Source organism: Hymenobacter profundi (assembly GCF_019334315.1).
Lineage (GTDB): Bacteria > Bacteroidota > Bacteroidia > Cytophagales > Hymenobacteraceae > Hymenobacter > Hymenobacter profundi.
In genome coordinates this window covers 1-25,070 of record NZ_JAHWGL010000045.1, presented here as the reverse complement: position 1 = coordinate 25,070, position 25,070 = coordinate 1, and the positions used below count along the sequence as shown (strand labels likewise).

Genomic DNA, 25,070 nt, shown 5'->3' with positions numbered 1-25,070 from the left:
GAGAAGGTCCTTCGCTGCGCTCAGGATGACAGACGCGTTTTCATTTCACTACTTCACCACTGCACAACCTTACCACTCAACTCACTACCTCATAAATCATCATCGGCTGCGCCTTGTTCTTCAGGCTGACTTCCTGCAACGGTTGGCAGTGAAAAGACTCTTTCACCTGCTGATAGGTAGCCTCTGTAATGATGATTTGGCCGGGCTGGGCGGCTGATTGGAGGCGCTGGCTGGTATTTACAGTGTCACCGATGACAGTGTAGTCGAGGCGCTTGAGGGAGGCCGAGCCGATATTGCCCGACACCATTTCGCCGGTGTTTATGCCAATGCTGACCTGGGGCCGGTAGATACGGCCGTCGGGTAGGGTGAACTCGTTGGCTTGCACCACGGCCCGCGCCGCCAGCGAGGCGTCGATGGCACGGTCCAGGTGGAACTCGTCGCGGAACACGGCCATCACGGCGTCGCCCATAAACTTGTCAATGTAGCCGCCCTGCGCAATCACCTCCTTCACCATCTGGTCGAAGTAGGTGTTGAGCATGGTCACGATATCGGCCGGGGGTAGCACTTCGGAAAGCGACGTGAAACCGCAAATGTCGATAAAGACCACGGTAGCGTCCACCGTTTCGCTCACCATCAGCGTCTTCTCGAAATCGGGTCTACCCATGAGGTTGAGTACCGTGCCATCCACGTACATGCGCAGGATGTTGTTTTCCTGAATGGCCTTCAGCGTCTCGCGCATCTGCCGCACCTGCTGGGCGGTCTTTTCCACGGTTACCTCCAAATCGTTGAAATCTACAGGCTTGCAGATAAAATCGAAAGCGCCGCGGTTCATGGCCAGCCGGATGTTCTCCATATCCCCGTAGGCCGACACGATAACGGCCTTGGCCATCGGGTTGGCCTCGGGGAGCTTGCCTAACAGCGTCAGCCCGTCCATCACCGGCATGTTGATGTCGCTGAGGATGATATCCATATCCGGATGCTCCCGAATGCAGTCCAGAGCCTCCTGTCCGTTGCTGGCAAACACAAACTCGTAGACGTTTTCCCGGATTTTGCGCCGGAACTTCTGCTTGATGAGCAGCTCCAAGTCGGCCTCGTCGTCTACTACCAGTATCTTAGTTTTCATGGCTCGCTAGCACAGTCAGTTTCTCTTTCAGCGCGACAAAATCTACGGGCTTGGTCAGGAAGTCGTTGGCTCCCAGTTGCATGGCTTGTTGGCGGGTAGGGTCGTCGCCGTAGGCCGTCAGCATCATCACCTGTGGCGGGGTAGGGGGCGGGGCGGCGTAGGTCTGCTTGATGTGACGCAGCAACTCCAAGCCACTCATGCCGGGCATATTGATGTCGGATAAAATCAGCACCACTTCCGAGGCATGATCGTGCAAATACGTCAGAGCTTCCTCGCCCGAGTAGGCAAAGGAAAAGGTGAACAACCCACTGCGGATTTCGCGTCGGAAGCGCTGCTCAAATAGCACGCGCACATCGGCTTCATCGTCTACTACCAGTATTTTCATCACAAACAAAGCTATGCGTTTAATTTAGCTAGTAGCTGCCGGCTGTTAGCTATTGGTTCTTCTCAAACGAGAGCAAGCGATTCACGAAAGCTATCAGCTACTAGCAAATGACTAACAGCTAAAAATCACCCAGGTAGCCTGATAATAAACTCCGTGCCTTCGCCTTCCTCGGTTTCCACCGTCAGGGTGCCGCCGTGGCCCTTCGTGATGATATCGTAACTCAGCGACAGACCCAGCCCGGTGCCCTCGCCGGTGGGCTTGGTGGTGAAAAATGGCTGAAAAATCTTGTCTTTCACGCTCTCCGGGATGCCCGTGCCATTGTCGCGCACCCGAATCTCCACCTCCCCCGACGAGCGGTGCAGCGTGTTTACGCTCACCGTAGGCACGTAGCCGGGCGTGTTACCGTCCTTTTGCTTTTTCTGCACCGCGTAGAACGCATTGGTAAACAGATTCAACAGCACCCTACCCAAATCCTGCGATACAGCACTAATATGCCCCAGCGACGGGTCGAAAAAGGTGGTGATGGTGGCGTTGAAAGTCTTGTCTTTGGCGCGCAGGCCGTGGTAGGCGAGGCGCAGGTATTCGTCGGCTAGCTTGTTGAGGTCGGTGGGCTGCCGCTCGCCGTTGTTGGCGCGGGAATGCTCCAACATGGCCCGCACAATGCTGGCGGCGCGCTGTCCGTGGTGCGTGATTTTCTGAAGGTTTTGCTTGAGGTCGGTCAGGATTTCGGCTTCCAGCTCTGGGTCGCGGTCGGGCTTTTGCTGCTCCTCTTCCAGCTCTGTGAGCAGCTCGGTACTTACGTCGGAGAAGTTGGTAACGAAGTTCAGCGGGTTCTGAATCTCGTGGGCAATACCGGCCGTCAGCTCCCCCAAGCTCGCCATCTTCTCGCTCTGAATCAGTTGGTTCTGTGTGATGCGTAGCTCCGTGAGAGCGTAGCGCAGCTCCTCGGCCTGCTGTGTGAGGGTAGCGGTGCGCTCGGCCACCAAGCGCTCCAACTCTACATTCTGGGCCGAAATGCGCTGCTTGGCCTTCTCTTCTTCCTCGCGCAGCAGCCGGTCCTTTTCCAGCTGGTTTTTTTGATTGCGGGCAATGAGCGCAAAGGTGAATAGCCAGATGAAAGTGAAGGCCTGCGCTACCTCAAAGCTGTCGTCATACTCTTTCAGCATAGCTGGCGCAACCAGCGCCAGTACCAGTTCAAAGGCTGAATATGCAACGAAGGGTAGGGCGGCCAGCAGCAGCAACCGCGCTGGCCGGTACGTGCGCAAGCGCAGCAACACCCAAATGCCTACCCCAAATACAAAGAGCAGATACAGCTCATCTAACTGATCGGATTTCCAGTGAATGAGCGAAGAAAGCGCAAACAGCACCACGCCTGGCACCCAGATGTAGTCCAGCAGCCGGTTGATGCGGGGCAGGCGCGTGGGCAAATCCAGGAACTTCCGGATGACACGCACCAGCCCTACGGCTATTAGAATACTGAAAAAGATAGTCGTATTGACGCTCATAAACGGGTAGAAACAGCAGGATTAACAGCAAAGAAGGGCGTGTTACCGAGGTAGGCAATTACGGACTGGCTTCTTTCTCTTTCTTCGTGCCCCAGCCTTTGGGCAGCGGCAGCGTGAAAACAATGACCGGATTGCTGGTGCGCAGCTGTTTAGGAGCAGTGAGCGTTTTGAGTTTGTCTTTCTGCTTGGAGAATAGCGTACTAGCGTAGTCGCTCAGCGTCGCTATGGCGGTAGGCACCGTCACGCGCACCACTAGATCCTGCTGCTCTTTAGGGGGCGCCACAGAGTGGGGTGCACTCTGTGCCTGACTGCCGCCGGCTGCCAGCAAAAGCCCAATAAGCAAAAGAAGTATGCGAAAGGCAGCCATAGGAAGTGTATTAGCGCCTTAAATATGCCACGAATAAAAGAGGATACCCAATGCTGAGAAGAGGAAAAACATTGCTGTGCGCTTGCTAAACCCAGCAAGTAAGTAACGAATCATGTATTGCAAAACGCGCATCTGTATTTTGATTTAAATTCTGATAGTCAAGTGTTTATTTGTCTTGTTGCTAGAATAAGAACGAGTGTGCTTTCCGTGATAAGAGTACCTATACTAAGGAAAACTAGTACAGAATGCTTCAGAAAAAGCAGGTAAGTTGGGCAGTCTTAAAGTGGGGTTAGGTTCTGAGGTAATCAAGCTAGTCAACAAAAAGCCCCGCCGGCAAATACCGGCAGGGCTTTTCTTCATTGCGTATTTGCGCGGTGCAGCAGGGCTATAGTGCCTGAGATACTGCACGGAAGGCATTCACGCGGCCGTGACCATAAGCGGCATCGCGGCCGGGCTTGCCTAAATCATCAGCAGAGGCGCGCAGAACGGCTTTCACGCGTGCCGGGTCCATCTGGCCACCATTTTTACCAATGATGAGGGCAGCTACCCCAGTAGCGTGAGGAGCGGCCATGCTGGTGCCAGCCATCCAGGTGTACCCACCGTTTTTGGCCGTGCTCAGTACCATATCAAGCGCCCATACGTACTGACGTACGCCTCTGAAGACTACTATCTCGCTGCCAGGGTAGGCAAAATCGCCGCCGGGAGCTGCAAAGTCGATAGCCGACGTGCCGTAGTTGGAGTACGAAGCCAACCGGTCCAGATTCGTCGTGAGCGGATTTAGCGCCCAGCCCATGGGGCCAGTGGCCGAAATAGAGATAACGCCCGTAGCATCGGCCGGAATGTGCACCAACGACTGATCCTTGTTGCCGTCGTTGGCATCGTTGCCCGCCGATGCAATGATGGTAACGCCCTGCTTGGCAGCATAGCTGGTTACCTTGCTGATAGCTACCAGCAGCTCCTGCGTGCCTTTGGCATCGTGCTCGATGAAGTCATCCGACGGATCGTTTGGCGTGCCGTTGTTATTCAGGAACTTACCATTGCGTAGAATGGCCGCACCCAAGCTCAGGTTGATGACCTTGGCATTGTTCTGCACAGCATACACAATGCCGCTCATCATCCAAGAAAACGAACCTGATCCGCTGTCACGCAGTACTTTAACTAACAAAAGCTTGGATTTGGGTGCTACCCCAATAACACCAATGTTGTTGTCGGCCGCGGCAATGGTACCGGCCGTGTGGGTGCCGTGGCTGGAGCCCGCGCCACGAAACTGAGCATCCTCGCCGGGTACAAATGAAACGCTACCCACGATGTTAGACTGTAGGTCGGGGTGGGTCAGATCGAAGCCACTGTCCAGGTCGGCTACCACTACCCCCTCGCCTTGCGCGCCCGTGTTCCAGGCTTGGGGTGCCTGAATGGCCGTGTGGCCCCATTGCAGCGGGAAGTAGGGGTTACTGTCGCCAGTGCTGGGTGGGTTTACGTTGTTGGCAGCCACATCGGCTGAGCGCTCTTTTTGCGGATCGAAGGCTTGGTAAGTGAAGTCGCGCACCACGGAGCGCACGCCGGTAATTTGAGAAGCCTTAGCAGCAAATTGGGGGTCGTCGGAGGTAGCAACGGCAATGCCTGCTTCGCTAAGTAGCGAGGTAATAGTGCCGTTGGCTGATTCAGCCCGAGCGGTAATGTCGCTAGGCAACTGGTCGCCAGAAGCAATGATAATGTACCGTTTGGAGTCTAGCGTAACGGTGGGGCCATCCTGCGTGGCTTGCTGGGCAGTAGTAGCGCTAAAGTCCTCGGTGGGGGATAAGTCTTCTTTAGCGCAGCCAAACGTGAAAAGTAGGCCTAAGCTGAAAAGAGGAAGGATTTTGTGGGTAAGAGGTTTGGTATACATGAAAGGAAGTAAGAGTGGATAAGAATGCTTTGTAGCTTCTTGTTAACAAGCAGTTACAAAGCGTAATAGAGCCATTTTCCTCCTGTATACCTAATTAATCGAGGATAAAATATAACATTGTTTATATAATATAAATTAAAAAGGTACTATGTTTAGTAATACGTTGGCAATAAAAATCATATCAGTCAATACGTTATGCGCATAAGCGCTCATGATTGGATAATACATAGCTGCCAGACGGCAACGAATAATCATATAGCATAGTAGTGCGCCGGGGAATAGCCAAAAACCGGTAACAAGCTGGCTTTCTGCGAACATGCGCCGAGTTGCATGAAAAAAGCCACTTACCCGCGTTGGGATAAGTGGCTTTTAAACAACTGAGCGAGAAACGAGGCTCGAACTCGCGACCCTCAGCTTGGGAAGCTGATGCTCTACCAACTGAGCTACTCTCGCTGAACTACTTGGTAAGGCAAAAATACACCGCAGAAACCAATTTTCAATACTTGTGCGTATGGGTTTCTACAGGTTGCTTGCAAGGGCAACGCTTCTTTGGTTTCTGACCGCTTCTCCTTTTCAATTATGGCTGCAACGCCCAATTCCCGCTCCGGCGGTACTATTCATTTGCTGGTTGGTGGCGTGCTGCTACTGGTGGAGCTGTACTTGTTGTTTGGCCGCTATACCGAGTGGCAATCGGGTAACTTCAATACCTTCGGCTTCGTCATCAACATTGCCTTGCTGATTCTGGCGGGCTACTTTCTGCGGGCCGGTTGGGAAATGCGGCGCGGCAAAAACAATCTGCTGGATTGAGCCCGTTTGTGCCAAAACTGCTAGGTGTATTGGCGCTGTTATTGAGCGCCGCCCTGTTGGTGCGCGTGTTGGTGAGCACTAGTACGTACCTAATGGCGCCTCCGGCAGCGCCTACCGCCAGCTTGGCTACTGGCAATACTATTGGTTACCTGCTGGCGCTGGCACTGGCCGCACTGGTATCTTTGTGGCTAGGAAGATGGGGCATTCGTCGCCTGCGTCGTTGATTTCACTAGAATTATGTCCTTACCCCTTCGCATACTGGTAGCAAAGCGCACCCCCGAAACGGCCGCGAAGCTTGCCGCCCTGGGGCGCCAGACGTTTCACGAGACGTTTGCTGCCGATAATACCCCTACCGACATGGACGCCTACCTGGCGGCTACCTTCGGGCCGGAGCAGCAGTTGAGCGAGTTGCAAGATCCTAATGTCATTTTCTTGCTGGCCCAAATGCAGCAGGAGTTAGTAGGCTATGCCATGCTCCGGCTGAAATCGGACCTAGGCCTAGAGTCGGGTAAACCGGTGGATAACCGCCTGGAAATAGCGCGCCTCTATGTGCGCGAAGACTGGGTAGGCACCGGCCTGGGTGCCACCCTAATGCGTCGGACGCTGGAAGAAGCCCGGGCGCACAAGTGCCGCACGGTGGTGCTAGGCGTGTGGGAGCGAAATACGCGCGCTATTGGCTTCTACCAGCGGTTCGGCTTCAAAGAAATCGGGCAGCATGCCTTTACACTGGGCTCCGATGTGCAAACGGATTTGATTCTGCGGAAAGGGTTATGAAAACGGCTGGATACGATGCGTTCAGTGGCAACGTTATCTTTGCAGCGTGAATAATCTTGCCAGAAGTATATCTGTACTGAGAATAACCATGCCGGCTAACGGGTTGGAGGCGCTATGCCAGGTAGGGTGGCTAGGCATAATACTGCTGTTGAGCGCATGTTCAGGCCAGTCCGAAAAAGAGAGCCTACCTGTTCTGACTGGTCATTTTGAAGGGCCAGTTACGTACCAGGGCACCGATTTGCGGGTGACACTGGACGTGCGCGAAACAACGTCGGGCCAGATTCAGGCCGACATGCACTTCCCCGAAATTCCTGGTATCAGCTTTCCCGTGGCCAACCTGCGCTACCGGGAGCCGCAACTCCATTTCGAGCAGCAGCCGGGGCAGCCGGGTAGCATCACGGTGAATGCCGTGCGCGAGGGCGACTTCCTACGTGGTATTTTCACCTGGGACACCATCCAAACGCAGTTTGTGTGGGTGCGGCGCGGGCAAGCGGCCACGCGGCCCTACCGCGAGCAGTCGGTGCGGCTGCCGGGGCTAGCGGCCAAGAGCATGGCCTCGCTGCTGATTCCACAGGACACGGCGCAGCGCTACCCGGCGGTGGTGATATTGCCCGACCAAATTACGGCGGGCGCCGCCGCTACTCGCGCCGACTTGCTGGCCCGCCACGGCTTCGTGGTGCTACTCTTACCAGCCGTAGCCGCCGACTCTGCCAGCGCGGCCGATTCGGTGGCCTACCATACTGCCAGTGCCGGGCTGGCCGCCTGCCGCACCGAGACCAGCATCGATACGGCTCACGTGGGCTTGTGGGTGCGCGGTGCCAATGCAGCGCTGGCTACGCAAGCGGCGTTGCAGGCCCAATCCAAATGCCGGTTTGCGGTGCTGGAAGGCGTGCCCGTCGCGTCGCGGACCCAGGCGCAACCGTTCCAGCTACTGGCCCGGCAGCTACCCGTGTTGGGTCTTTACGGCGCAGCCGACACTACCCTGAACGTGCGGGAGAGCGTCCGGTACCTGCGCCCGGTGCTGAAGGGTAGGGCCAGCACTGTACGACTTTACCCCCACGCCAACCGCAACCTGACGGTGGTAGGCTACACCAATGCCCAGGGCCAGTGGCAGTGGCCCCAGCCGGCTCCCGGCTACGTGAGTGACTTATTGACCTGGCTGCGGCAGCAAACTGTACGGTAGGCTGGCAATATCAGCGGGCAACAGAATACGTTTTGCGCTGCGGTCCTACCCCCGTTATCTTCACCGACTGCCAGCCCGTAGGCAACGTGGTTTTGCGTTGCACAATGCCAGTAGGCGTAATGTCAAGCCCGCCAAATCCCATCAGCACGGCTTGCAACACCCCACCCGCGCCCGTAGCAAAGTAGGGGTTCGTACCGCCCTTAGTCTCGGCAATAACCCGGAATGGTGGCAGCAGATTAGGCTCATATGCATCCCGGAAAAACTGCCGGGCCTTTGCGCCATCGCCTAGGCGAGCATAGAGCAAGGCAAAAATGGCCTGGGTCATGGCGGGAGTGCCTTCGTTGGGCACGCGGGTTTCGTAGTACTCCAGGTCTTTTCTGATTTGCGCTGGGTCTGTAATCACCTTCAGCGGGTAGGCCAGCAGGTTGACGTCGCCCTGCTTGATGCCCTCGCCCTGGTAGGTGGCGTGCTCTTGTGTCACGCCGTTGGGTAGGCGCAGGATGGGAATATTTTGAGCAACCAGCGCCCAGTCGGCGTTGGCGGGTAGGCCCAGCAGCTTGGCTGCGGCGGCGTTTTGCAGATTTACTTTGGCCGCGGCGTTGGTGAAGGCATTATTGTCTACGTTTTCGGCCCACTCATCGGCAGCTACCACGTTCTTGATGTCATAGTGGCCCGGGCCGTTGCGCTCTACCCGGCTGGCCCAAAAATCGGCGGTGGCTTGTAGGATGGGCCAGCCCTTCTCGCGCAGCCACGCTTTGTCCTGGGTCACGCAGTAGTACTGCCAGGCGGCCAGCGCCACATCGGCCGAAATGTGGTGCTCAAAGGGCCCGCTCAGCGCCCACACCGGCGTTTCCTCTACTCCCGTATCGGCGCTTTCCCACGGAAACATAGCGCCTTGGTAGCCGTGTGCAAAGGCATTGCGCCGGGCTGCTTCCAGCCGGTTGAACCGGTATTCAACCAACGACTTCGCAATTTCGGGGTGCAAGACCAGCAGGGCCGGGTACATCCACAAGTCGGTATCCCAGAATACATGCCCGTTGTAGCCCAGACCCGAAAGGCCCATGGGCGAAGGCGAAAAATCGGTGCCGGCCCGCGAAAAGCTGTAGAGGTGGTAAAGCATACTATGCACGTCTTGCTGGGCCTGCGCATCGCCAGTAATCTGAATGTCACTTTGCCACAGGTCCTGCCAGGCTTTGTGGTGAAAAGCCAGTAGGCGGTCCTTGCCTTCGAGCCGGGCAAAGACCGTGAGGCGCTCCACTTGGTTCAGCGGGTCGGCGTCGTGGGCGGAGGTGAGGGTAGCGCCCGTCACGCCGTACGTGTAAGCCTGCCCAGCTTTCAGCGTTTTACCGAACTTCATCAGGTGCATGTTGCTGTCCCACATCTCGTGAATGACGCGCGGCTCCTGCCCGTGCGGCTCCGAGAACAAAAAGCTGGTGCTGGCGCACAGTTGCAGCTTGCCAGTAGGGCTGCGGGCCGTGGAGGTAAGCAGGCTGATGGTGACGTGCGGCCGGTCGATTTCGTTGTAGTAGTTCTGCACGTCGCGCAACGCATCGGGCGCCTCCATCACACTGGCAGCCGTTAGGGCAAGGTCTTTTTTAGCAGTGATGGTTACGTCCATCAGCACGCAGTAGGGGAGGTGGCGCAGCGCACGGTAGGTGTAGCTAATGGTCGCTTTATCACCATAGTCGAAGGTAGTCGTGAGCAAGGCGCCCCGCATATCGAGCTGTTGCCGGAAGTTGCGGGCATCAGCCGGGCCCAGCCGCCGACCGTCAATTTCCAGGTACATATTCAACAGGTTGAAGCCGTTGAGAAAGTTGCTGACTCTGCCTCGTCCATACTGGTCGTAGGCCCCGGCCAACACTACGCTTTTCACCTTAAACGGCTCAGGCGACGACACCACGCCCAGCATGCCGTTGGCCACCGTCACACCGTAGTAGGCAGCGGGGTCCACTTTGTCGGCCGATAGCACCCAGGGGTCGGGAGTGGTTTGGGCGGTGGCAAGCAAAGGCATCAGCCCGAAAATAAACAGCGTTGCGGCACCCAGCGCACGCGATAGAAAAGCAAGTAGGGAAAGCAGCATAGAAAGAAAAAAGGGTAGAGGCAAGCATAGGCTACTGCGCCAAAGGTAGTACCACGGCTTGCCAGGGCTGGAGCGTGAGAGTGAGCTCCATGGTAAAACCAGAGTAGTTGTTGAGCCAGGGCTGACCACTCGACTTCAGCCCTGCTGGCATAGGCCACCGCCGCACTTCCGATGAGAAGTTGAGTATCACCAGCACCTTGTCTGGGCCCTGCGTGCGCGTATAGGCGTAGATGTGGGGGTTAGCGGCGTCGAACAGCTGGTACTGACCATATACCAGCACGCGGTGCTGTTGTCGCATAGCAGTTGCCTGCCGGAAATGGGTTAGCACCGAGGTGGCATCCTGGTTCTCGGCGGCTTCATTAACGGTGCGGTAATTAGGGTTGACGGGTAGCCAGGGTGTGCCGGTGGTGAAGCCTGCGTGCGCCGTGCTGTCCCACTGCATCGGCGTACGGCTGTGGTCGCGCGAGAAGCGGCGGAGGTTTTTGAGGTAGGCAGCCAAGTCGCCGCCCTGGCTTTTCACCAACTGGTAGCCGTTGCGAGCAGCCACGTCGCGGTAATCTTCAATCTTGGCCAGTTTGGGGTTGTTGGTCATGCCCAGCTCGTCGCCATAGTAGCAGTAGGGCGTGCCGCGCATCGTCAGCAAGAAGGTGTTCAGGAGCTTGGCCGAGGCGGCCCGGAAAGCCGGCCGGTCGTCACCAAACTTACTCACCATCCGGGGCTGGTCATGGTTGCCTAGGTCGAGTGCCTGCCAACCTTTGTGGGCAAAGGTGCTGTCCCATTTCGTGAACACGCGCTTCAGCTCAGTGAGTTGATAGGTATCGGAGTTGCTGCCCACGCCTGTGCCCTCAAAATGGTAGGTCATGCCCAGCTCCTTGCGGGCGGGGTCCACGAACAGCATGGCCTCGGTGGGGTTGCGGCCGGCGCCCTCGGCCACGGTCATCAAGTTGTAGTGGCTAAGCACTTCGCGGTTCATTTCCTGCAAGTAGTCGTGCAGGTGAGGGCCATGATTGTACGCGTTGGCGTAGTTCTGCTCCGTTAGGCCCGGCATGGGCGGGAATGTAGGATCCTTCGCCACAAACTGAAACGCATCCAGCCGAAAGCCATCAATGCCCTTGTCAGCCCAAAACCGCATGATGTTGTACACTTCCTGGCGCAGCTTGGGGTTGTTCCAGTTCAGATCGGGCTGCTTGCGCGAAAAAATGTGCAGGTAATAGGAGTTTGTAAGCGAGTCGTAGGCCCAGGCGTTTTTCTTCACGTCGAAGGTGCTGTAGCGCGCCGGGGGTGTGCCCTTCTCAGCGGGCCACCAGTAGTAATAGTTGCGGTAAGGATTGGTGCGGGAGCTACGGGCCTGCTGAAACCACTGGTGCTCATCAGAGCTATGGTTCACTACCAGGTCCATCACTAGTTTGAGGCCGCGCCGGTGCATTTCGCGAAGTAGTTCGTCGAAGTCCTGCATGGTCCCAAACTCGGGTATAATCTGGCGGTAGTTGCTGATGTCGTAGCCGTTGTCATCGTTGGGCGAGGCATAGATGGGGTTCAACCACACGGTGCCTACCCCTAAGCTTTTGAGATAGTCCAACCGCGAGATGATACCGCGCAGGTCGCCTACCCCGTCGCCATTGCTGTCCTGAAAGCTGCGCGGGTAGAGCTGGTACACCACGGTTTCCTTCCACCAGTCAGGGTTTTTGGTGAGGACTGTGGTATCGGCGGCGGCAGTGGCCGTAGCTTCTGTGCCGACTGCGGATTCTTGCTTGGAGTTCTGGTTGCAGGCTGTAGCTCCGGTCAGGAGTAGCAGGCCACTCAGCAGGCTACAAAAACTTCTCTTGTGCAGAAAAACAGGAAAGAGCATAAAAATCAGACAAGGAGCGAGGCATTCCGACTAAAAGCTTGGCTATTAGACTTTACATTCTGGCCACGGGGTAGGGTAGGGGCCAGAAAAAGCCCCCGACGTTTGGCACCGCGCCAAGCATCGGGGGCTTTTCTAGACGGTTAGTAGCCGGGATTCTGGGTGATATTAGAATTTACATCTACCTGGCTTTGCGGAATAGGATAGACTAGGCGAGTAGGGTCACTCACGGGCTTGTCTTTGCGTGCCAGTAGAAACTTGCCAAAGCGAATCATATCCTGTCGGCGCCACGACTCGCCATATAATTCCCGGCCGCGCTCCGCGAGCAACATATCCAGCGTGAGTGAGGTGAAGGCGCTAGCGCCGCGCCCGGGATCTGTGCGAATGGAGTTAACGATGGCCAGCGCGGTACTGCCATATTGGCCGGCACTGGTAGGCGTGCCGCCGCGCATAATAGCTTCGGCCTTCATCAGTAACACGTCGGCCAAACGGAAGGTCACGTGGTCGTTCTCGCAGCCGTTGCCGCCTTTGGCCTCACTGACGTAGTCCACAGGGTACTTCAGCGGCCGGGCACCCTTCGATTCCAGGTCGGGGCCGGTTTCAAAGAGGTTGACTTCTTTCGTAAAGACCAGTGGAGCGCCAGCGCGAGTTTTCACCTGCGCATCGTTGGTAAGGTCGTATTGTTGGCCAATGTAGAAGCCCACGTTAACGCGGTTGCCGGGGTTGGCTGGGCCGCCTTCGGTTTTGTAGGCCACGCCGCGGCGCTTGTCGGTCGCTTCAAACAGGTCATAGAATTCGGCCGTAGTAGCCGGGCCATTATAGCCATTGACGGGCAGCAGATTATAGTGAAAAACAAACTTCCAGAAGTCGCGGGTAGGGCCGGCGTTGCCGAACGTATTCTCCTGGGTAAAGATGTTTTCTCTGCCAATGGCCGTGTTGTTGGGGGCAAAGTTGTCGAAGACGCTGGGCGCAAATGAGTATTTGCCGCTGTTAATCACTTCATCGGCCAGCTTAATCACCTGGTTCATGTCGGCCGGGTCGAAAGTAGGGGCCTGGCGGTTGGCATATACGCCTTTGTTGAGGTAGCACTTCATCAACAGCACCCGAGCGGCATCCTTGTTGGCACGACCTGCGGGGCCGTCGGGTAGGTTGGGCTGCACGGTATTGATTTCACTCACAATGTAGTTGAGCAACTCGGTGCCGGTGCGCACGCGGGCCTTCATGCCCAGGTTCTCACCCGGGTCGCGGTACAGGGCTTGGTCGTAGAGGTCGAGGAGTAGATACATGGCCCAGGCGCGAATAAATCTCGATTCGGCCTCCTGTTGGGCGCTAGGACTAAAGCGCAGTAAATCGGTGGAAGAGTATACGATGCCCTCAAGCTGGGTGAAGGTCTCGCGCACCCGTTCGTTGTTGGGCGTCCAGGTATGGTTAAACAGCTCCCGCCACTTGCCGTTGTCATCCCAGTCAGGCCCACGAGTGGGCATAATCCGGGCATCGGTCGATACTTCTTCGAGGGCAAATACGCTCACGCAACCCTGAATAGGGTTTCGCTGGGCCTGATATACCCCAGTCAATAGGGCCGCGGGGTCGCCCGCCGGAATCTGAGAATCACTTATTTGACCAGCTAGCTTTTCGCTAACGTCGCAGCTATTGGCCAATTGCAGCACGGCCAGGAGGACGGCTGCGCGGGTGAACTTATAATAAGCCATGGGAAGTAGAATGGAAAATTACAGCGAGAAATTAATGCCGAACGTAAAGGTCCGGGCGCTCGGGTAGGCCAAGTAATCAATACCCACAGAAGGCACTTGATTGGCGCCGCGCTTAACAGTGTTCACTTCTGGGTCGAAGCCGTCGTAGTTGGTCAGCACGAACAGGTTCTGAGCCGTGGCATAAATACGGCCCCCCTTAAACACCGGGCCGATATCGCCGAAGGCGTAGGCCAGCGTGAGGTTAGACATCTTCAGGTAGTTGCCCTTTTCAAGGTAGCGCGTGGTAGCGGCCGAGGGGTTGCCAACAGCTTCTTTCACCGGATTCTCGAAGGTAGAGAGGGCAATGTTCTTACTGGCCCCAATCTGGCCCACGTTGCCTACTGCGTTAAGCGTGTTGTTATAGATATACTGCCCGAACGCGCCGGTCATGTTGGCCGTCAGCGAAAGTTTGCCATACTGAACATTAGCACTCAGACCCAGCAACGTTTTGGGGTTGGGGCTACCCGAGTAGGCAATCGGGCCCGGCGTATTCGACAGTCCTTGCTCGTTGAGGCCTGTGTATTGAGGGAGGAAGAAAGAGTTGATAGGATAGCCATTGGTGATAAGCTCCGCCAGCACACCCGACAAGCCTTGTCCGTTGATGGCCCCAGTCGTAATAGCCGCACCTTCAAGGTCTTTTACCTCGTTGCGGATAAAAGTAGCGTTGGCATTTAAGCCCACGTTCACCTTATCGTTGTTAACAATGATAGTACCCAGCGCTAGCTCTACCCCTTTGTTGATGATTTTACCGTCGAGGTTAGTCCAGCGAATAGCTTGTACTGGTGGCGCGGGCTGGCCAGGCAACGTGGGGAAAAGTAAGTCAGAGGTAGTCTTGTAGAAGTAGTCAGCTGTAAGCGTAAGGCGGTTGTTGAATATGCCTACGTCAATGCCAGCATTGTACTGTGCGTCCGACTGCCACTTCAAATCCGGGTTTGCGTCGTTCAGAGGCGACTGCGCCCCGTTGTTATCGAATGAGTAGCGACCCTGCGAAGAGCCAGCCGGAAACTCTTGGTTGCCGGTGCGGCCGTAGCCGGCCCGCAGCTTCAACTGGGTGAGGCGCTCACTCGGGAAGAAGGACTCCTGGCTCAGGTCCCAGGCGGCGGCGAAGGACGGGAAGTAGCCTACTCGGTTGTTCGGCCCGAACTTGCTGCTTTCATCCCGGCGCAAGGTTCCCGTCAGCACGTAGCGGTCCTTATAGTTCAAGATTGCCCGGCCAAACAATGATTGTAATTGAGAGGAAGGGTCAATGAAAGAGGACACTGAACGGTTACCAGCGGCCGAGTACTGAATGTAGTTGGTATAATCAACACCGAAATTACCGAATCCCCCCTGGTCGGGGTTACCGAAAGCATTCATGTTGGAGCCCTGGTTGGCAAACTTCGTGTATTCGTAGCCCAGGAGGGCATTGACGTTTACACCATCAACAACTTGCTTGTTGAAGGTTAGCGTATGCGCCATTTGCTGCGTCGTCAGCTCATTCTGGCCGATGCCGGCAAAGCCTTTGTTTTGTATATCACTGTAATTGATCAAGCGCTGGTCAATAGAGGTTCGCCGTTCGCCAGTATTGTAATTGACGCTCAGGAGCGCTCGGTACTGAAGCCAGTCGGTGAACTTATAATAAGGCGCTGCGCTAGCCAAAATGGTGGTTACGCGGGAGTTATCGTTGAAATACTCCTGCGCAGCCAGCGGGTTTACTACCTCGCCGGGCTGCACAAATAGGGAGCCGTCGGCGTTGCGTAGCGGTTGGGTAGGGTTCCACTGCAAGGCCTGCCCAATAAGGCTTCCTTGAGAACCAGCGTCGGTGCTGATTGGGGCTAGCTGCTCACGGAACTGGCTGGTCGCAATGTTCACGTCGAGTCCTAGCTTCTTGCTTTCTAAAAATTGAAAATTGGTCGAGAGGTTGGCGCTGTACTTCTTGAAACCCGTTTTGTCCACGATACCGTTTTGGTCGAGGTAACCAATAGAAAGGCGGTAGCGGCCGGTTTCGTTACCCCCACTCATGGCTACGTTGTAGTTTTGCAAGTATCCGGTACGCAGAATGGCATCGAGGGCATTCACATCACCGCCCTTATCGTTAGCGGCTGGGGCGCCGTAGTAGGCTATGGCCTCCCGGTACTGGCTGGCATTCAGGAAAGCGGGCCGGCGCAGCAGCGAGGAAAAGCCGTTCGATATGCCTACGTTCAGTTGAGGTGCTCCCGATTTGCCCCGCTTGGTCGTGATAAGCACTACCCCGTAGGCCGCCCGCGAACCGTAGATGGCCGTGGCAGAAGCATCCTTAAGCACCGTCATGGACTCTATGTCATTAGGGTTCAAAAAGTTGAGTGGATTACTATCCGCGCCAGCGCCGAGTGCGCCCGTTGAAAGACCAGGGCGAGCGGAGCGGCCATCGAGTGGTACGCCGTCTACCACGTACAGCGGCTGGCCGGTACCTGTCACCGCCGAGTTGCCCCGGATACGAACAGTGGCTGGCCCACCGGGCTGGCCGCTGTTGTTGCTCACCTGTACCCCTGATACCCGCCCCTGAATGAGCTGATCGGGCGAGGTGAAAGTACCCCGGTTAAACTCCTTCTCCGTTACGGTCGTCACGGAGCCGGTCACGTCTTCCTTACGGGCTGTGCCATAGCCTACCACCACTACATCGCCCAAAGCCTTGGAGTCTTCTTGCAAGCTGATTTGCACGGTAGACTTGCCCGTGATGTCAACACGCTGCGACGTGTAGCCTACCGACGAAACCGCCAGGGTAGTGGTAGCGGCGGGCACTTGTAGCTCAAACGAGCCATCGGAGCCAGAACTGGTACCCACAGTAGTGCCGGGAATAATAATTGTAACACCTGGCAGACCGCTGGAATTGGTGTCTGTTACTCTACCCGAAATAGACCGAGTGGCTTGGGCCAGACCGGAAAAAGGGAGAGAGACAAGCAAGGCCGCCAGAACCATCAGCAAAGTTACGTGCCAGGTTTGGCGGCTACTCGTTTGCCGGGCCGTAGCTGGCACAGACGAGTGATACCACATGTAATTGTTGTTCATACGCTGAAAGAATGAAGTGTGGGAATTTTTTAGAAATCGTTTGAAATATATCGAAATCGTTTGCAGAAATCCTTTTCATAGCTGTATATTTTTTTGACATTCCTAGATAGCGAAGAATGATACTCGTTCCATAATTAGTTGAGTAGGAGCAACAACTAGATGGTTTAGAAGCATCTCGCTTCGGAATATATAGCCTAGAAGCAAGGAAATAGCCCTGTTGAGCTTGCGTAGCCTGTGTATGAGGTGGCTTCGGGCTAACTAGAATAGTAGTAAGGCGCCGGATAACGCGGCTAGGCTAGGCACGTGCGGCCAGGTCCGGAATATCTTCCGGGCAAACCTCGTTAACGGCGTACTAATGCAAATGCTTAGATCAGCAGCAGGCCCTTCTCCCGTAGCAGTTGCCAGGTAGGCGACTGTAAAAAAGCCTCAAACGACTGACCAGCTTCTATTGGGAAGGTAGCCGCCACCTCTTTGAGTAGCTGCTTAGTATCATAATCAGTAGTGAGGCGAGTGAGCAGCATGTGCAGCCAGGTGCCGAGGGTGGGACTAGTCTTCAATTCAAAGTCCTCAGCCTGCTCGTAGAATGTGAGCACAGCCCGGGAGCCTTTTTTACCAGCTTCCTGACGTAGTTCGGGTGCGTTGCCCAGCCAGAATAGCCGGTTGTTTTGCCGGGCAAAGTCGGGTTTGCCCGGCTCTTGCAACGCCTGCTGAATAAGGTGGCGCGTTACGGTAGGGCGGGGCGTCTTGAAATCAAACCAAAACTGTAATGGCTCGTGTAAGGCCACGCCGTGCATATAATTATAAAGCGCCTTAGCCAAGCCGGGGCCAAACTGTTCGTGGTCGGTACCGGTAGGGTCGTCGTGCCAAAGGTCGTTCCAGGCAAAAGTGCCCGGCTCGGGGCCAATGGCCGCTACCTGATACTTTGCCGGATTTTTGCCCACAGGCGAGTGCGCCGTCATGGAAAAGCGGTGCCAATAACCGCTTTGCACAATACCCGCTCCAAACAGCTGCCGCACCACTTCCAGCGAATCCACAGTCTCCTGCGCCGACTGGGTAGGGAAACCATACATGAGATACGCATGCACCATGATGCCAGCCTGTGTGAAGCCGTCCGTCACGCGGGCTACTTGGGCAATGGTCACGCCCTTTTCCATAAGGGCCAAGAGGCGGTCGGAAGCCACTTCCAGGCCGCCGCTCACGGCAATACAGCCTGAGGCAGCCAGTAGCCGGCATAAATCGGGCGAGAAGGTCTTCTCGAAACGGATATTGCCCCACCACGTAATGCTCACGCGTCGGCGCAACAGTTCCACGGCCAGGTCGCGCAGGGCCAGGGGCGGGGCGGCTTCGTCTACAAAGTGAAAACCCGTTTGGCCCGTCTGGGCAATAATTTGCTCAATGCGGTCTACCAATAAGGTAGCGGGTGCCGTCTCGTAGCGCGAGATATAGTCCAGCGTTACGTCGCAGAAGGAGCAGCGCTTCCAGTAACAGCCGTGGGCAATGGTGAGCTTGTTCCAGCGGCCGTCACTCCAGAGCCGGTGCATGGGGTTCAGCACTTCAATCACCGAGAGATACTCAGCGAGCGGCAAATCGGAGTAGTCGGGGGTGCCTACCTCGGGGTGCGGAATGTCGGGGAAAGGCTGATTGACGTATTCGACTTCACCAGCCGCATTACGCAGGAAAGTGCGCTGGAAGGGTAGGGGGAGCGATGCTTCGGCAGGCTCAGCATGACGTTCTGGTTGACTTAAATATTCCAACAGCCGTAGCCACGGCCCCTCGCCATCGTCCAGTGTGAGGTAGTCGATGTAATCGAAAAAGCGTGGTTCCTTCAACTGGCGTAGTTCGGTATTAGGGTAGCCGCCGCCCATCAGGGTTTTGATGCGTGGGCGCAGCTGTTTGGCTCGGCCTGCCAGCCGCAGTGCCCCGTATAAGTTGCCCGGAAACGGTACCGAAAACCCTACCACATCTGGCTCCACGCGGGTCACCAGCGCATCCAGCAACTCTTCCAGCATCTGATCCAGCAAGTTGGGCGCAGCTTGCAGTGCTTCGTGCAGCGGATCGAACGAAGTAGCCGACATGCCCAGCTTCTCGGCGTAGCGCGAAAAACCAAATTGCGGCCCTACCGTCTCTTTGATCAGGTCGCCAAGGTCTTCGAGGTAGAGCGTAGCCAAATGGCGGGCCTGATCAGTGAGGCCCATCGTGCCGAAAGCGCTTTCCAAATCGGCCACGTTATCGAAGCGACTGGCTTCGGGTAGGTAGCGGGCGTGGCAGATGCGCGGCGCTAGGGTAGTATCCTTATTTTGCAGAAATCGGATGACCGGCCCAATAGTAGTGAGGTAGCTGCGTTGCAGGCGCACCATACGGCGAGCGTTGTCGCTCAGCTCAAAACTACCCTGCTCTATAGCCGCAAAAACCCGCTTCAACCCTTCCTGCGAAAACAGATTCAGCACTAGTTCCAGCCCTAGGTCGGCCTGCGTAACCTGGTAGCCGCGCCCCACCAGAAAGCCTTTGATATAGGCCGTAGCCGGGTAGGGCGTGTTCAGCTGCGTAAGCGGCGGGGTAATAAGGAGAATGCGAGGACTAGACACGGCGGCAATAACCACCAAGCGGCGGTAAAGGTGCCCACAAAGATACGGCGCGGTCTATTGTTCTTACTTTAGAGTGCGTCAAATCAACTCAGTATTACTGTGTTCAATTTCCCCCAACTTCTGACCGCTTTACCTGCTGATGTGGCATTGGAGAAGCTGCGAAACGGCGAATCGCTCCAATACTATCATATTATAGGAAAGCTGGATCTGCTGCAATTATCAACCGACAATACTTATTGCTTCCACTCCATTATCCTATTATACTGTGAGGTAGACGACTTATCTGGCGTAGTGCTTTCATATGAGCGACCGATGATACTGAGCTACTGCCATTTTCACCGGGCCGATTTCATATTTGCTTACTTTGTGGGTGGCTTACTTATTGAAGAATGTGTGTTTTATAGCTACCTGAATTTCTCGAGCGGCGGTCATAACAAGCCTGGTTTTCCAGTACGCCTGTTGCGTAACCTATTTAAAGGATTCGTGAATTTCTTCGACTGTTGGTACGAAGGTGAAGTACATGTGGAGTACAACATAATTAAGCAGGGTGCCAATTTGCTTGGTGCGCCTCACAATATTCCGGTAACGTTTGATATACAGCCAATTATTCAAAAAAATGTTGGAAATTTATATTGTGCAGATGAAGGCTCATCCTTTAGCGATAGGTGAGACAGAGCCTAATCTATAGAGTATTATAGATACAATACACGGAAGCCAAGATTCATATTAGATAGCCATCAAAATAAAACCGGCGGGATAGGAGAGCACAGCTCCTACCCCGCCGGTTTTATTTTGGACAGTTCCGTGTTACCCTACCTTGTCTAGCGACAAACGCTTGGGCATCAGATCACGGCGGAATTCGCTCACGGAGCGGCCCGTTACCTGGCGGAACTGGTTGCTCAGGTGCTGGCCCGAGCTATAGCGCATTTGGTCAGCAATTTCGCTTAGGGTCATTTCGCCGTAGCTCAGCATCTCCTTCACGCGCTCAATCTTGAGGCGGATCAGGTATTTCTCGATGGTGAGGTTGGCGGTGCGCGAAAATACCTTGCTCAGGTGCGAGTAGGTAGCCGCAAAACGCTCCGTCAGAAAGGCCGAGGTGGTGAGGGGCATCCGGGCGGTGCGCAGGTGCTCCAGGTACTCGGTCAAGGACGTTTTAATTTGCTCGGTGAGCTGTTCAGCCCGCCCAGTGAGCACGTCAAACCCCGCTTCTTGCAGGATAGGTGCCACGGCGGTAGGGTCGGCGGGGGTAGTACGGTCAAGCTGAGCCTGGCCCAGGGTTACTTCGGTGGGCCGGTAGCCGGCTTGTTCCAACACAGTGCGTACGGCGTCGATGCACCGGGGGCACACCATGTTCTTGATGTGTAAGAGTGTAGTTTTCACGGGTGTCGTTTTTGGCTGGATCGAGAGGCAGTTCGGGTAGGTGTACGCGCAGACGATGGTGAGGTTGAGGCAGATGAACGACGAGCAGTAGTTTTTGTGAAGGAGTCGGAAGTCCACTCCTTGCCAAACCAACTACGGGCAGCCCAGTTCACAAACGGTACGATGCCCAAAAAAGTGACTGCCAACAACCAGAAAAATACGAAAAAGGCGGAAAATAGTCTAGCAAAAAAATGATTCTCTACGCCAAAGGTGTAGCCAATCAGCAGCAGGGCCAGCAACAGGCTCACGCCAGCCAGGATGCCAGCTTGCCGTCGCAAACGCAGATAAGGAATAGAAGAAGTGAGTGTACGGGCCATAAGTGCAAAGCAACGGACTACAAATATATCATTACCTGGCACTTCAGAAAGAGAACGAAAACCGCGGCGCCCTTCCGCCGTACCATTACTTTCTCCTCGCTGATTTTTTGCTTTCCCTACCTCATGAAAACTCTTTCGACCCTGCGCCTGCTGGCCGCCACGTTGTTTATTTCCTCTGCTACTCTGCTGGGTGCGTGCAGCACCGGCACCGATAATGCTGATACGGACGTAGAGCGCGGCGCCGCCAAAGACTTCGGTCAGTCCGACGCTACCCCCGGCCGCGACTTGGACTCTATGCCCTCCACCCGCGCCATTCCCGACACGGCTGGTCAAAAAACCATCGAGCAGCAGTACGATCAAACCCTGCAAGCCACCGACCACAACCACGACGGTAAAGCCGATTAAGCATACTTCGTGACCATTTTATAAACTACGACGGCCCCGTACAAACCTGTACGGGGCCGTTTTAGCGATAGGCCACCTAGAATAGGGTGGGTAGGATAGCGCTCCTAATTATAAAACACGAAGCTGTTGGCGCTGGTACCAATAGTGAAGGAGTCGATAACCTGGCCAGTGGTCTGGTAGCGGAAGAAACGAGCCGTGCCCGTGAAGTTTTCCGGCGAGCCATAGATCAGGCCCGTGCGCGGGTCTACATCAAGCCCGTAGAAACCACCCCGGCGCTGAAACAGCGGCGCAGTAGGTAGGGCTGCGTCGGCGATATTCATGCGGTACACACCCGCTTGGCGACGGAAAAAGAGTTGGTCTTTCGCGCCGTTGGTGCGCAGACCGCCCGCTTGCTGGCCGGCTGCAAAGGGTAGGGTAGCCGTTACATTATTGGTCGCCGGGTCGATACGCACTAGGCTGCTGGGTACCGTTACAATAGTGGCGTAATCGGGCGCAGGGCCATAGGTGCTTTTGCCGGAGCACATCACCCATAGGGCGTTATTTTTATCTACCACTATGCTAGCCGGGCTGTCGGCTACGGTAATTGTGGCTTCCACCACATCGGTTAGGGTATTGATAACACTGACGGTATTGTTGCCATTGTTCGACACAAACAGCTTGTTACCTATCACGGCCATTTGCTCGGGTTGTTTGCCTACTGAAATAGTTTTGGTTATCTGATTGGTAGATAAGTCAATCACACTCACGCGGCCATTTGGCACAGTGTAGTCCACCGTTTGCGACACATATCCTTTATTGTTGCTGGCAGCGAAGTAGCGGGGTAAAGTGAGTTTCTCCGCATTGCTAGGAGCATTAAGCGCTGGAATCGTGGCTACTTCATCAAAACCAGGTAGCGATACAACTTCAACCTTATTGCTATTATTCACCACAATATAGCCCCGGTCGCCCACCACTGTCATCGACTGCGCCACGTCGCCCAGGATACGGTTGTTTACGGAGCGGAATAAGGCAGCATTAGTAATGGCACCCGCCTCACTATTGAAGCCTACCACTTCAGAATTAGACCGCGTGAAGTTGCCTTCCTGCACGATAAACACATTGCTACCGGCCGGCGAGGCGTCATTATCGTTGTCTGGGTCGCAGCTCCAGAGAGTCAGGCCGCTGGCCAGGATGAAGGCCGTGCGGGCACTCAGGGAAAGAAAACGTTGTGTCATATAAAAGAAAAGTGTGAAAATTAGAATCAGCGCCAGCTCACGCGCAGGCTCAGCACGCCGTTGCGCGGGGGCATGGCGCGGGCTTCGTAGCTGTTATAAGTGAGGTTGGTGAGGTTGAAGCCCTGCACCAGCGCGGTAAGGCTCCAGGTGCTGCGGGTGTGAAACGTGTAGCCCAACGACCCACTTAGCAGAAAGTAGGAGGGTAGGAATGTAGTAGCCGAAGCATCGGTGTAGCGGAAGCTGGTGAAGGTGCTCTGCGTGAGCAGTTGCCAGCCGCGCCAGCTCTGCCGCGTGGTGAACGCCACCGTGTGCAAGGGCACGTAGGGCAATTGCACACCCACTGGGTCAGGGTCGAATATGTAGCCGCTCACTTTTTGCGAGCGGGTGTAGGCGTAGGCCGCCCGCGCCGTGAGGTTGTAGCGCCCCGGCTGCCAGCCCAGTTCCGAACTCAGCTCTATCCCCTGAGCCTGTACCCGGCGCAGGTTGCGCGGCGACCAGTAGCTTACCGTGTCGCCGGGCAGCCACTGCACCCAGTTGCGCACCTGTTGGCGGTAGGCCGTCAGTTCCGTCACCAGCGAGAGGGTAGGAATAGGCTTGAAAGTGTGCTGCACGCCGCCCTCGTAGCCCAGGCTGGTTTCAGGCAGCAGGTTGGGGTTGCCGCCGGGGCGCCAGTATCGCTCGTTGAGGGTCGGCACACGGTAGCTGCGGGCTGCGCTGCCTTTCAGCACCAACGTATGGGTGTCGTGTTGCCACACCTGCCACTCGCCGCCCAGGGTAGGAGCCAGTGGCGGCCGCCTACCCGGAATAAACGCCTGTCGGATATTGGCCGTGAGGCGGAGGGTAGGCATAGGGTCGTATCGCACGAGAGCGTAGCCCGAGAAGCGGTTTTCGGTGAGGTCTTGGCCGTAGCCATCTACCCGTGCGGCAAAGTGCTGCGCCTCGCCGCCTACCCGCACGCTCAGGTTGGAGCGGAGTTGTAGGCTGTGGTCGGCCTGTATTTGGCTGGTGCGCACCCGCGAGTTGCTCTGCGCCACGGTGTTGCTGCGGTAGTTCAGAATATCCTTAAACCACGCCATGCGCACGCCCGTTTCGTGGCGGCCGGCCACGTGACGGTAGCCAGCAAATAGTCGGCGGCTCTGGTCGCGCTCCTGGGCATTGTCGTTGGCTGCCCCAATGGCGGGCTGAATGCGGCGGTCGGCGTCTGTCAGCCACACGGCGCCCATCAGTTCGCTGTGCTGGCCCAGGCGCAGGGTAGCATCTTGGGTGAGGCTCCATTGCCGGTAGGCGGCGTTGGTCTGCCGGCGTTCCACCAAGCCGTCAATCGTGCGCTCCTGGTAGGGGAAATCGTTCTGGCCCTCACGGTAAGAAGCAGCCGTGCGCAAGGCCAGCTTCTCGTTGCTGAAGCTGTTCTCAACGCTTCCAGCCCGCATTCCATAGTTGCCCACATCGGCCTGCGCCTGCCCGCGCCACCCCGCTCCCCACTGCACCGGCGACGACAATAGCACGGTGCCCCCCAAAGCGCCATTGCCGTACACCGCGCTTGCCGGGCCGGGCTGCACCGTAATGCGGGTAGCCCCATTCACGGGTAGCAAAGCAAAATCAGCTTCGCCCAGGGTAGGCAGGTTGATGTTGAAGCCGTTCCAGAGCACGGCCGTGTGGCGAGCCGAGGTGCCGCGCAGCGTGATGGACGACAGCTGCCCCGGCCCGTAATTCTTCAGATAAATGGGAGTAAGCCGGCTCAGCGCCTCGGCCAGCGTGCCCGCTGGCAGCTGGTTAACAGCCACCGAATCGAGGGTAGTGCGGCGGCTGCCCACAGCGTAGCGGCTCAAGCGGGCGGCCTCTACTACAGCCGTGGGTAGCAAATGGGGTGTGGCAGCGCTGGTATCAATGGGTGCGCGCTGGGCCTGCACTGCTGCGGTTGGCAACAGGCTTGCTGCCACCGCCAGCACGCGTAGCGTGCGGGTAGGGGTGGAAGAAGTAGCGCGTAAAAAACGTATCCGAACCAAAATTTCCGGGGTAGGAAAAGTCAGTTCAAAACTCCGCTGCGAGCCGAAACCCGCCACGTAGCCGAGGCCGAAAACAGAAAAAACCGGGAGGCCGAGGCCGCCCGCTGCATTCGTTCTCCGCCCTTCCACCGAAGGCGCTGAACATGGGGAAACGTAGTGGCAGGTCTCCTGGCTTGCTTCGGGCACATCGCCTTCCCATTTCTCCGGCTAAGTTTCGTGATCGAAACCTGGCGTTCTGCGAAACAGTGGCAGCTGCGTGATGCGCCCACTCTCGAAGCGTACAGTTGCGGGGACAGCTCCGGCCTTGAACCGGATTCCCTTTTCAGCCTCGCCCCGCATTTAGGGTCCGGCCACCGCTACGCCACAAAGATACTGTCTGAACCACGGATTCGCT

Annotated in this window: 20 protein-coding genes, 1 tRNA gene and 1 riboswitch; of the genes, 6 read left to right on the top strand and 15 right to left on the bottom strand. The window is 56.2% G+C overall.

Annotated features, from left to right (window positions below):
* Positions 1–76: 76 nt before the first annotated feature.
* The 6 genes from KYK14_RS11825 to KYK14_RS11800 form a co-directional block, all read right to left on the bottom strand.
* Positions 77–1,123: an adenylate/guanylate cyclase domain-containing protein gene (locus KYK14_RS11825; RefSeq protein ID WP_185281411.1), complete on the bottom strand. Its 1,047-nt coding sequence runs from the start codon at positions 1,121–1,123 to the stop codon at positions 77–79.
* A complete protein-coding gene (locus KYK14_RS11820; protein WP_185281410.1) occupies positions 1,113–1,508 on the bottom strand; it encodes a response regulator in 396 nt (131 codons plus the stop codon). The genes KYK14_RS11825 and KYK14_RS11820 overlap by 11 nt, the downstream gene beginning before the upstream one ends.
* A 125-nt stretch (positions 1,509–1,633) precedes the next feature.
* Entirely contained in the window at positions 1,634–3,013 is a 1,380-nt protein-coding gene (locus KYK14_RS11815; protein WP_219159042.1) for a sensor histidine kinase, read from the bottom strand.
* A gap of 58 nt (positions 3,014–3,071) precedes the next feature.
* Positions 3,072–3,380 (bottom strand): hypothetical protein, encoded by a 309-nt coding sequence (locus KYK14_RS11810; protein ID WP_219159040.1) that lies wholly within the window; start codon positions 3,378–3,380, stop codon positions 3,072–3,074.
* Positions 3,381–3,765: 385 nt separating this feature from the next.
* On the bottom strand, positions 3,766–5,265 hold the full coding sequence (locus tag KYK14_RS11805) for a S8 family peptidase (RefSeq protein ID WP_185281407.1): 1,500 nt from the start codon (positions 5,263–5,265) through the stop codon (positions 3,766–3,768).
* Between the two features lie 380 nt (positions 5,266–5,645).
* A tRNA-Gly gene (locus tag KYK14_RS11800) sits at positions 5,646–5,718 on the bottom strand.
* A gap of 126 nt (positions 5,719–5,844) precedes the next feature.
* On the opposite strand from KYK14_RS11800, the gene KYK14_RS11795 reads away from it, so the two are divergent.
* From KYK14_RS11795 to KYK14_RS11780, 4 genes are all read left to right on the top strand, one after another.
* Positions 5,845–6,072: a hypothetical protein gene (locus tag KYK14_RS11795; RefSeq protein WP_208306526.1), complete on the top strand. Its 228-nt coding sequence runs from the start codon at positions 5,845–5,847 to the stop codon at positions 6,070–6,072.
* Between the two features lie 8 nt (positions 6,073–6,080).
* Positions 6,081–6,296, top strand: coding sequence for a hypothetical protein (locus KYK14_RS11790; RefSeq protein ID WP_208306525.1), 216 nt, complete (start codon positions 6,081–6,083; stop codon positions 6,294–6,296).
* Between the two features lie 13 nt (positions 6,297–6,309).
* On the top strand, positions 6,310–6,846 hold the full coding sequence (locus KYK14_RS11785; protein WP_219159039.1) for a GNAT family N-acetyltransferase: 537 nt from the start codon (positions 6,310–6,312) through the stop codon (positions 6,844–6,846).
* A gap of 148 nt (positions 6,847–6,994) precedes the next feature.
* The gene (locus KYK14_RS11780; protein WP_219159037.1) at positions 6,995–8,029 is read left to right on the top strand and encodes a hypothetical protein; all 1,035 of its coding nucleotides are present in this window, start codon (positions 6,995–6,997) and stop codon (positions 8,027–8,029) included.
* 10 nt (positions 8,030–8,039) lie between these two features.
* On the opposite strand, the gene KYK14_RS11775 is transcribed toward KYK14_RS11780, so the two are convergent.
* The 5 genes from KYK14_RS11775 to KYK14_RS11755 all read right to left on the bottom strand — a co-directional run bounded on the left by KYK14_RS11775 (position 8,040) and on the right by KYK14_RS11755 (position 19,315).
* The gene (locus KYK14_RS11775; RefSeq protein WP_219159035.1) at positions 8,040–10,109 is read right to left on the bottom strand and encodes a kojibiose hydrolase; all 2,070 of its coding nucleotides are present in this window, start codon (positions 10,107–10,109) and stop codon (positions 8,040–8,042) included.
* A 31-nt stretch (positions 10,110–10,140) separates the two neighbouring features.
* Positions 10,141–11,958, bottom strand: coding sequence for a glycoside hydrolase family 13 protein (locus KYK14_RS11770; RefSeq protein WP_219159034.1), 1,818 nt, complete (start codon positions 11,956–11,958; stop codon positions 10,141–10,143).
* A gap of 140 nt (positions 11,959–12,098) precedes the next feature.
* On the bottom strand, positions 12,099–13,664 hold the full coding sequence (locus tag KYK14_RS11765) for a RagB/SusD family nutrient uptake outer membrane protein (RefSeq protein WP_208306520.1): 1,566 nt from the start codon (positions 13,662–13,664) through the stop codon (positions 12,099–12,101).
* An 18-nt stretch (positions 13,665–13,682) separates the two neighbouring features.
* Positions 13,683–16,730 (bottom strand): SusC/RagA family TonB-linked outer membrane protein, encoded by a 3,048-nt coding sequence (locus KYK14_RS11760; RefSeq protein WP_219159033.1) that lies wholly within the window; start codon positions 16,728–16,730, stop codon positions 13,683–13,685.
* A gap of 365 nt (positions 16,731–17,095) precedes the next feature.
* Entirely contained in the window at positions 17,096–19,315 is a 2,220-nt protein-coding gene (locus KYK14_RS11755; RefSeq protein WP_219159032.1) for a B12-binding domain-containing radical SAM protein, read from the bottom strand.
* A gap of 99 nt (positions 19,316–19,414) precedes the next feature.
* Between KYK14_RS11755 and KYK14_RS11750 the strand changes: the two genes are divergently transcribed.
* Positions 19,415–19,984, top strand: a complete 570-nt coding sequence (locus tag KYK14_RS11750) for a hypothetical protein (protein ID WP_219159031.1) — start codon at positions 19,415–19,417, stop codon at positions 19,982–19,984.
* A 138-nt stretch (positions 19,985–20,122) separates the two neighbouring features.
* Here the strand turns inward: KYK14_RS11750 and KYK14_RS22475 are convergent, their stop codons facing one another.
* Together KYK14_RS22475 and KYK14_RS11740 are read right to left on the bottom strand one after the other, a co-directional pair.
* Positions 20,123–20,695, bottom strand: a complete 573-nt coding sequence (locus KYK14_RS22475; protein ID WP_185281397.1) for an AraC family transcriptional regulator — start codon at positions 20,693–20,695, stop codon at positions 20,123–20,125.
* Positions 20,692–21,051, bottom strand: a complete 360-nt coding sequence (locus KYK14_RS11740; protein ID WP_219159030.1) for a hypothetical protein — start codon at positions 21,049–21,051, stop codon at positions 20,692–20,694. Before KYK14_RS11740 ends, KYK14_RS22475 begins: the two co-directional genes overlap by 4 nt.
* A gap of 123 nt (positions 21,052–21,174) precedes the next feature.
* Between KYK14_RS11740 and KYK14_RS11735 the strand changes: the two genes are divergently transcribed.
* The gene (locus KYK14_RS11735) at positions 21,175–21,456 is read left to right on the top strand and encodes a hypothetical protein (protein ID WP_185281395.1); all 282 of its coding nucleotides are present in this window, start codon (positions 21,175–21,177) and stop codon (positions 21,454–21,456) included.
* Positions 21,457–21,560: 104 nt separating this feature from the next.
* Here KYK14_RS11735 and KYK14_RS11730 read toward each other — a convergent pair whose 3' ends face one another.
* Positions 21,561–22,670 (bottom strand): DUF5074 domain-containing protein, encoded by a 1,110-nt coding sequence (locus KYK14_RS11730; protein ID WP_219159028.1) that lies wholly within the window; start codon positions 22,668–22,670, stop codon positions 21,561–21,563.
* 26 nt (positions 22,671–22,696) lie between these two features.
* Positions 22,697–24,676, bottom strand: a complete 1,980-nt coding sequence (locus KYK14_RS11725; protein ID WP_219159027.1) for a TonB-dependent receptor plug domain-containing protein — start codon at positions 24,674–24,676, stop codon at positions 22,697–22,699.
* A gap of 141 nt (positions 24,677–24,817) precedes the next feature.
* A riboswitch (cobalamin riboswitch) is annotated at positions 24,818–25,049 on the bottom strand.
* Positions 25,050–25,070 lie beyond the last annotated feature (21 nt).

Coding starts and splice junctions, on each gene's coding strand:
- KYK14_RS11765 (WP_208306520.1), bottom strand. CDS start 13,664: ATGGCTTATTATAAGTTCACCCGCGCAGCCGTCCTCCTGGCCGTGCTG.
- KYK14_RS11735 (WP_185281395.1), top strand. CDS start 21,175: ATGAAAACTCTTTCGACCCTGCGCCTGCTGGCCGCCACGTTGTTTATT.
- KYK14_RS11820 (WP_185281410.1), bottom strand. CDS start 1,508: ATGAAAATACTGGTAGTAGACGATGAAGCCGATGTGCGCGTGCTATTT.
- KYK14_RS11815 (WP_219159042.1), bottom strand. CDS start 3,013: ATGAGCGTCAATACGACTATCTTTTTCAGTATTCTAATAGCCGTAGGG.
- KYK14_RS11795 (WP_208306526.1), top strand. CDS start 5,845: ATGGCTGCAACGCCCAATTCCCGCTCCGGCGGTACTATTCATTTGCTG.
- KYK14_RS11740 (WP_219159030.1), bottom strand. CDS start 21,051: ATGGCCCGTACACTCACTTCTTCTATTCCTTATCTGCGTTTGCGACGG.
- KYK14_RS11825 (WP_185281411.1), bottom strand. CDS start 1,123: ATGAAAACTAAGATACTGGTAGTAGACGACGAGGCCGACTTGGAGCTG.
- KYK14_RS11770 (WP_219159034.1), bottom strand. CDS start 11,958: ATGCTCTTTCCTGTTTTTCTGCACAAGAGAAGTTTTTGTAGCCTGCTG.
- KYK14_RS11760 (WP_219159033.1), bottom strand. CDS start 16,730: ATGAACAACAATTACATGTGGTATCACTCGTCTGTGCCAGCTACGGCC.
- KYK14_RS11805 (WP_185281407.1), bottom strand. CDS start 5,265: ATGTATACCAAACCTCTTACCCACAAAATCCTTCCTCTTTTCAGCTTA.
- KYK14_RS11810 (WP_219159040.1), bottom strand. CDS start 3,380: ATGGCTGCCTTTCGCATACTTCTTTTGCTTATTGGGCTTTTGCTGGCA.
- KYK14_RS11730 (WP_219159028.1), bottom strand. CDS start 22,670: ATGACACAACGTTTTCTTTCCCTGAGTGCCCGCACGGCCTTCATCCTG.
- KYK14_RS11785 (WP_219159039.1), top strand. CDS start 6,310: ATGTCCTTACCCCTTCGCATACTGGTAGCAAAGCGCACCCCCGAAACG.
- KYK14_RS11775 (WP_219159035.1), bottom strand. CDS start 10,109: ATGCTGCTTTCCCTACTTGCTTTTCTATCGCGTGCGCTGGGTGCCGCA.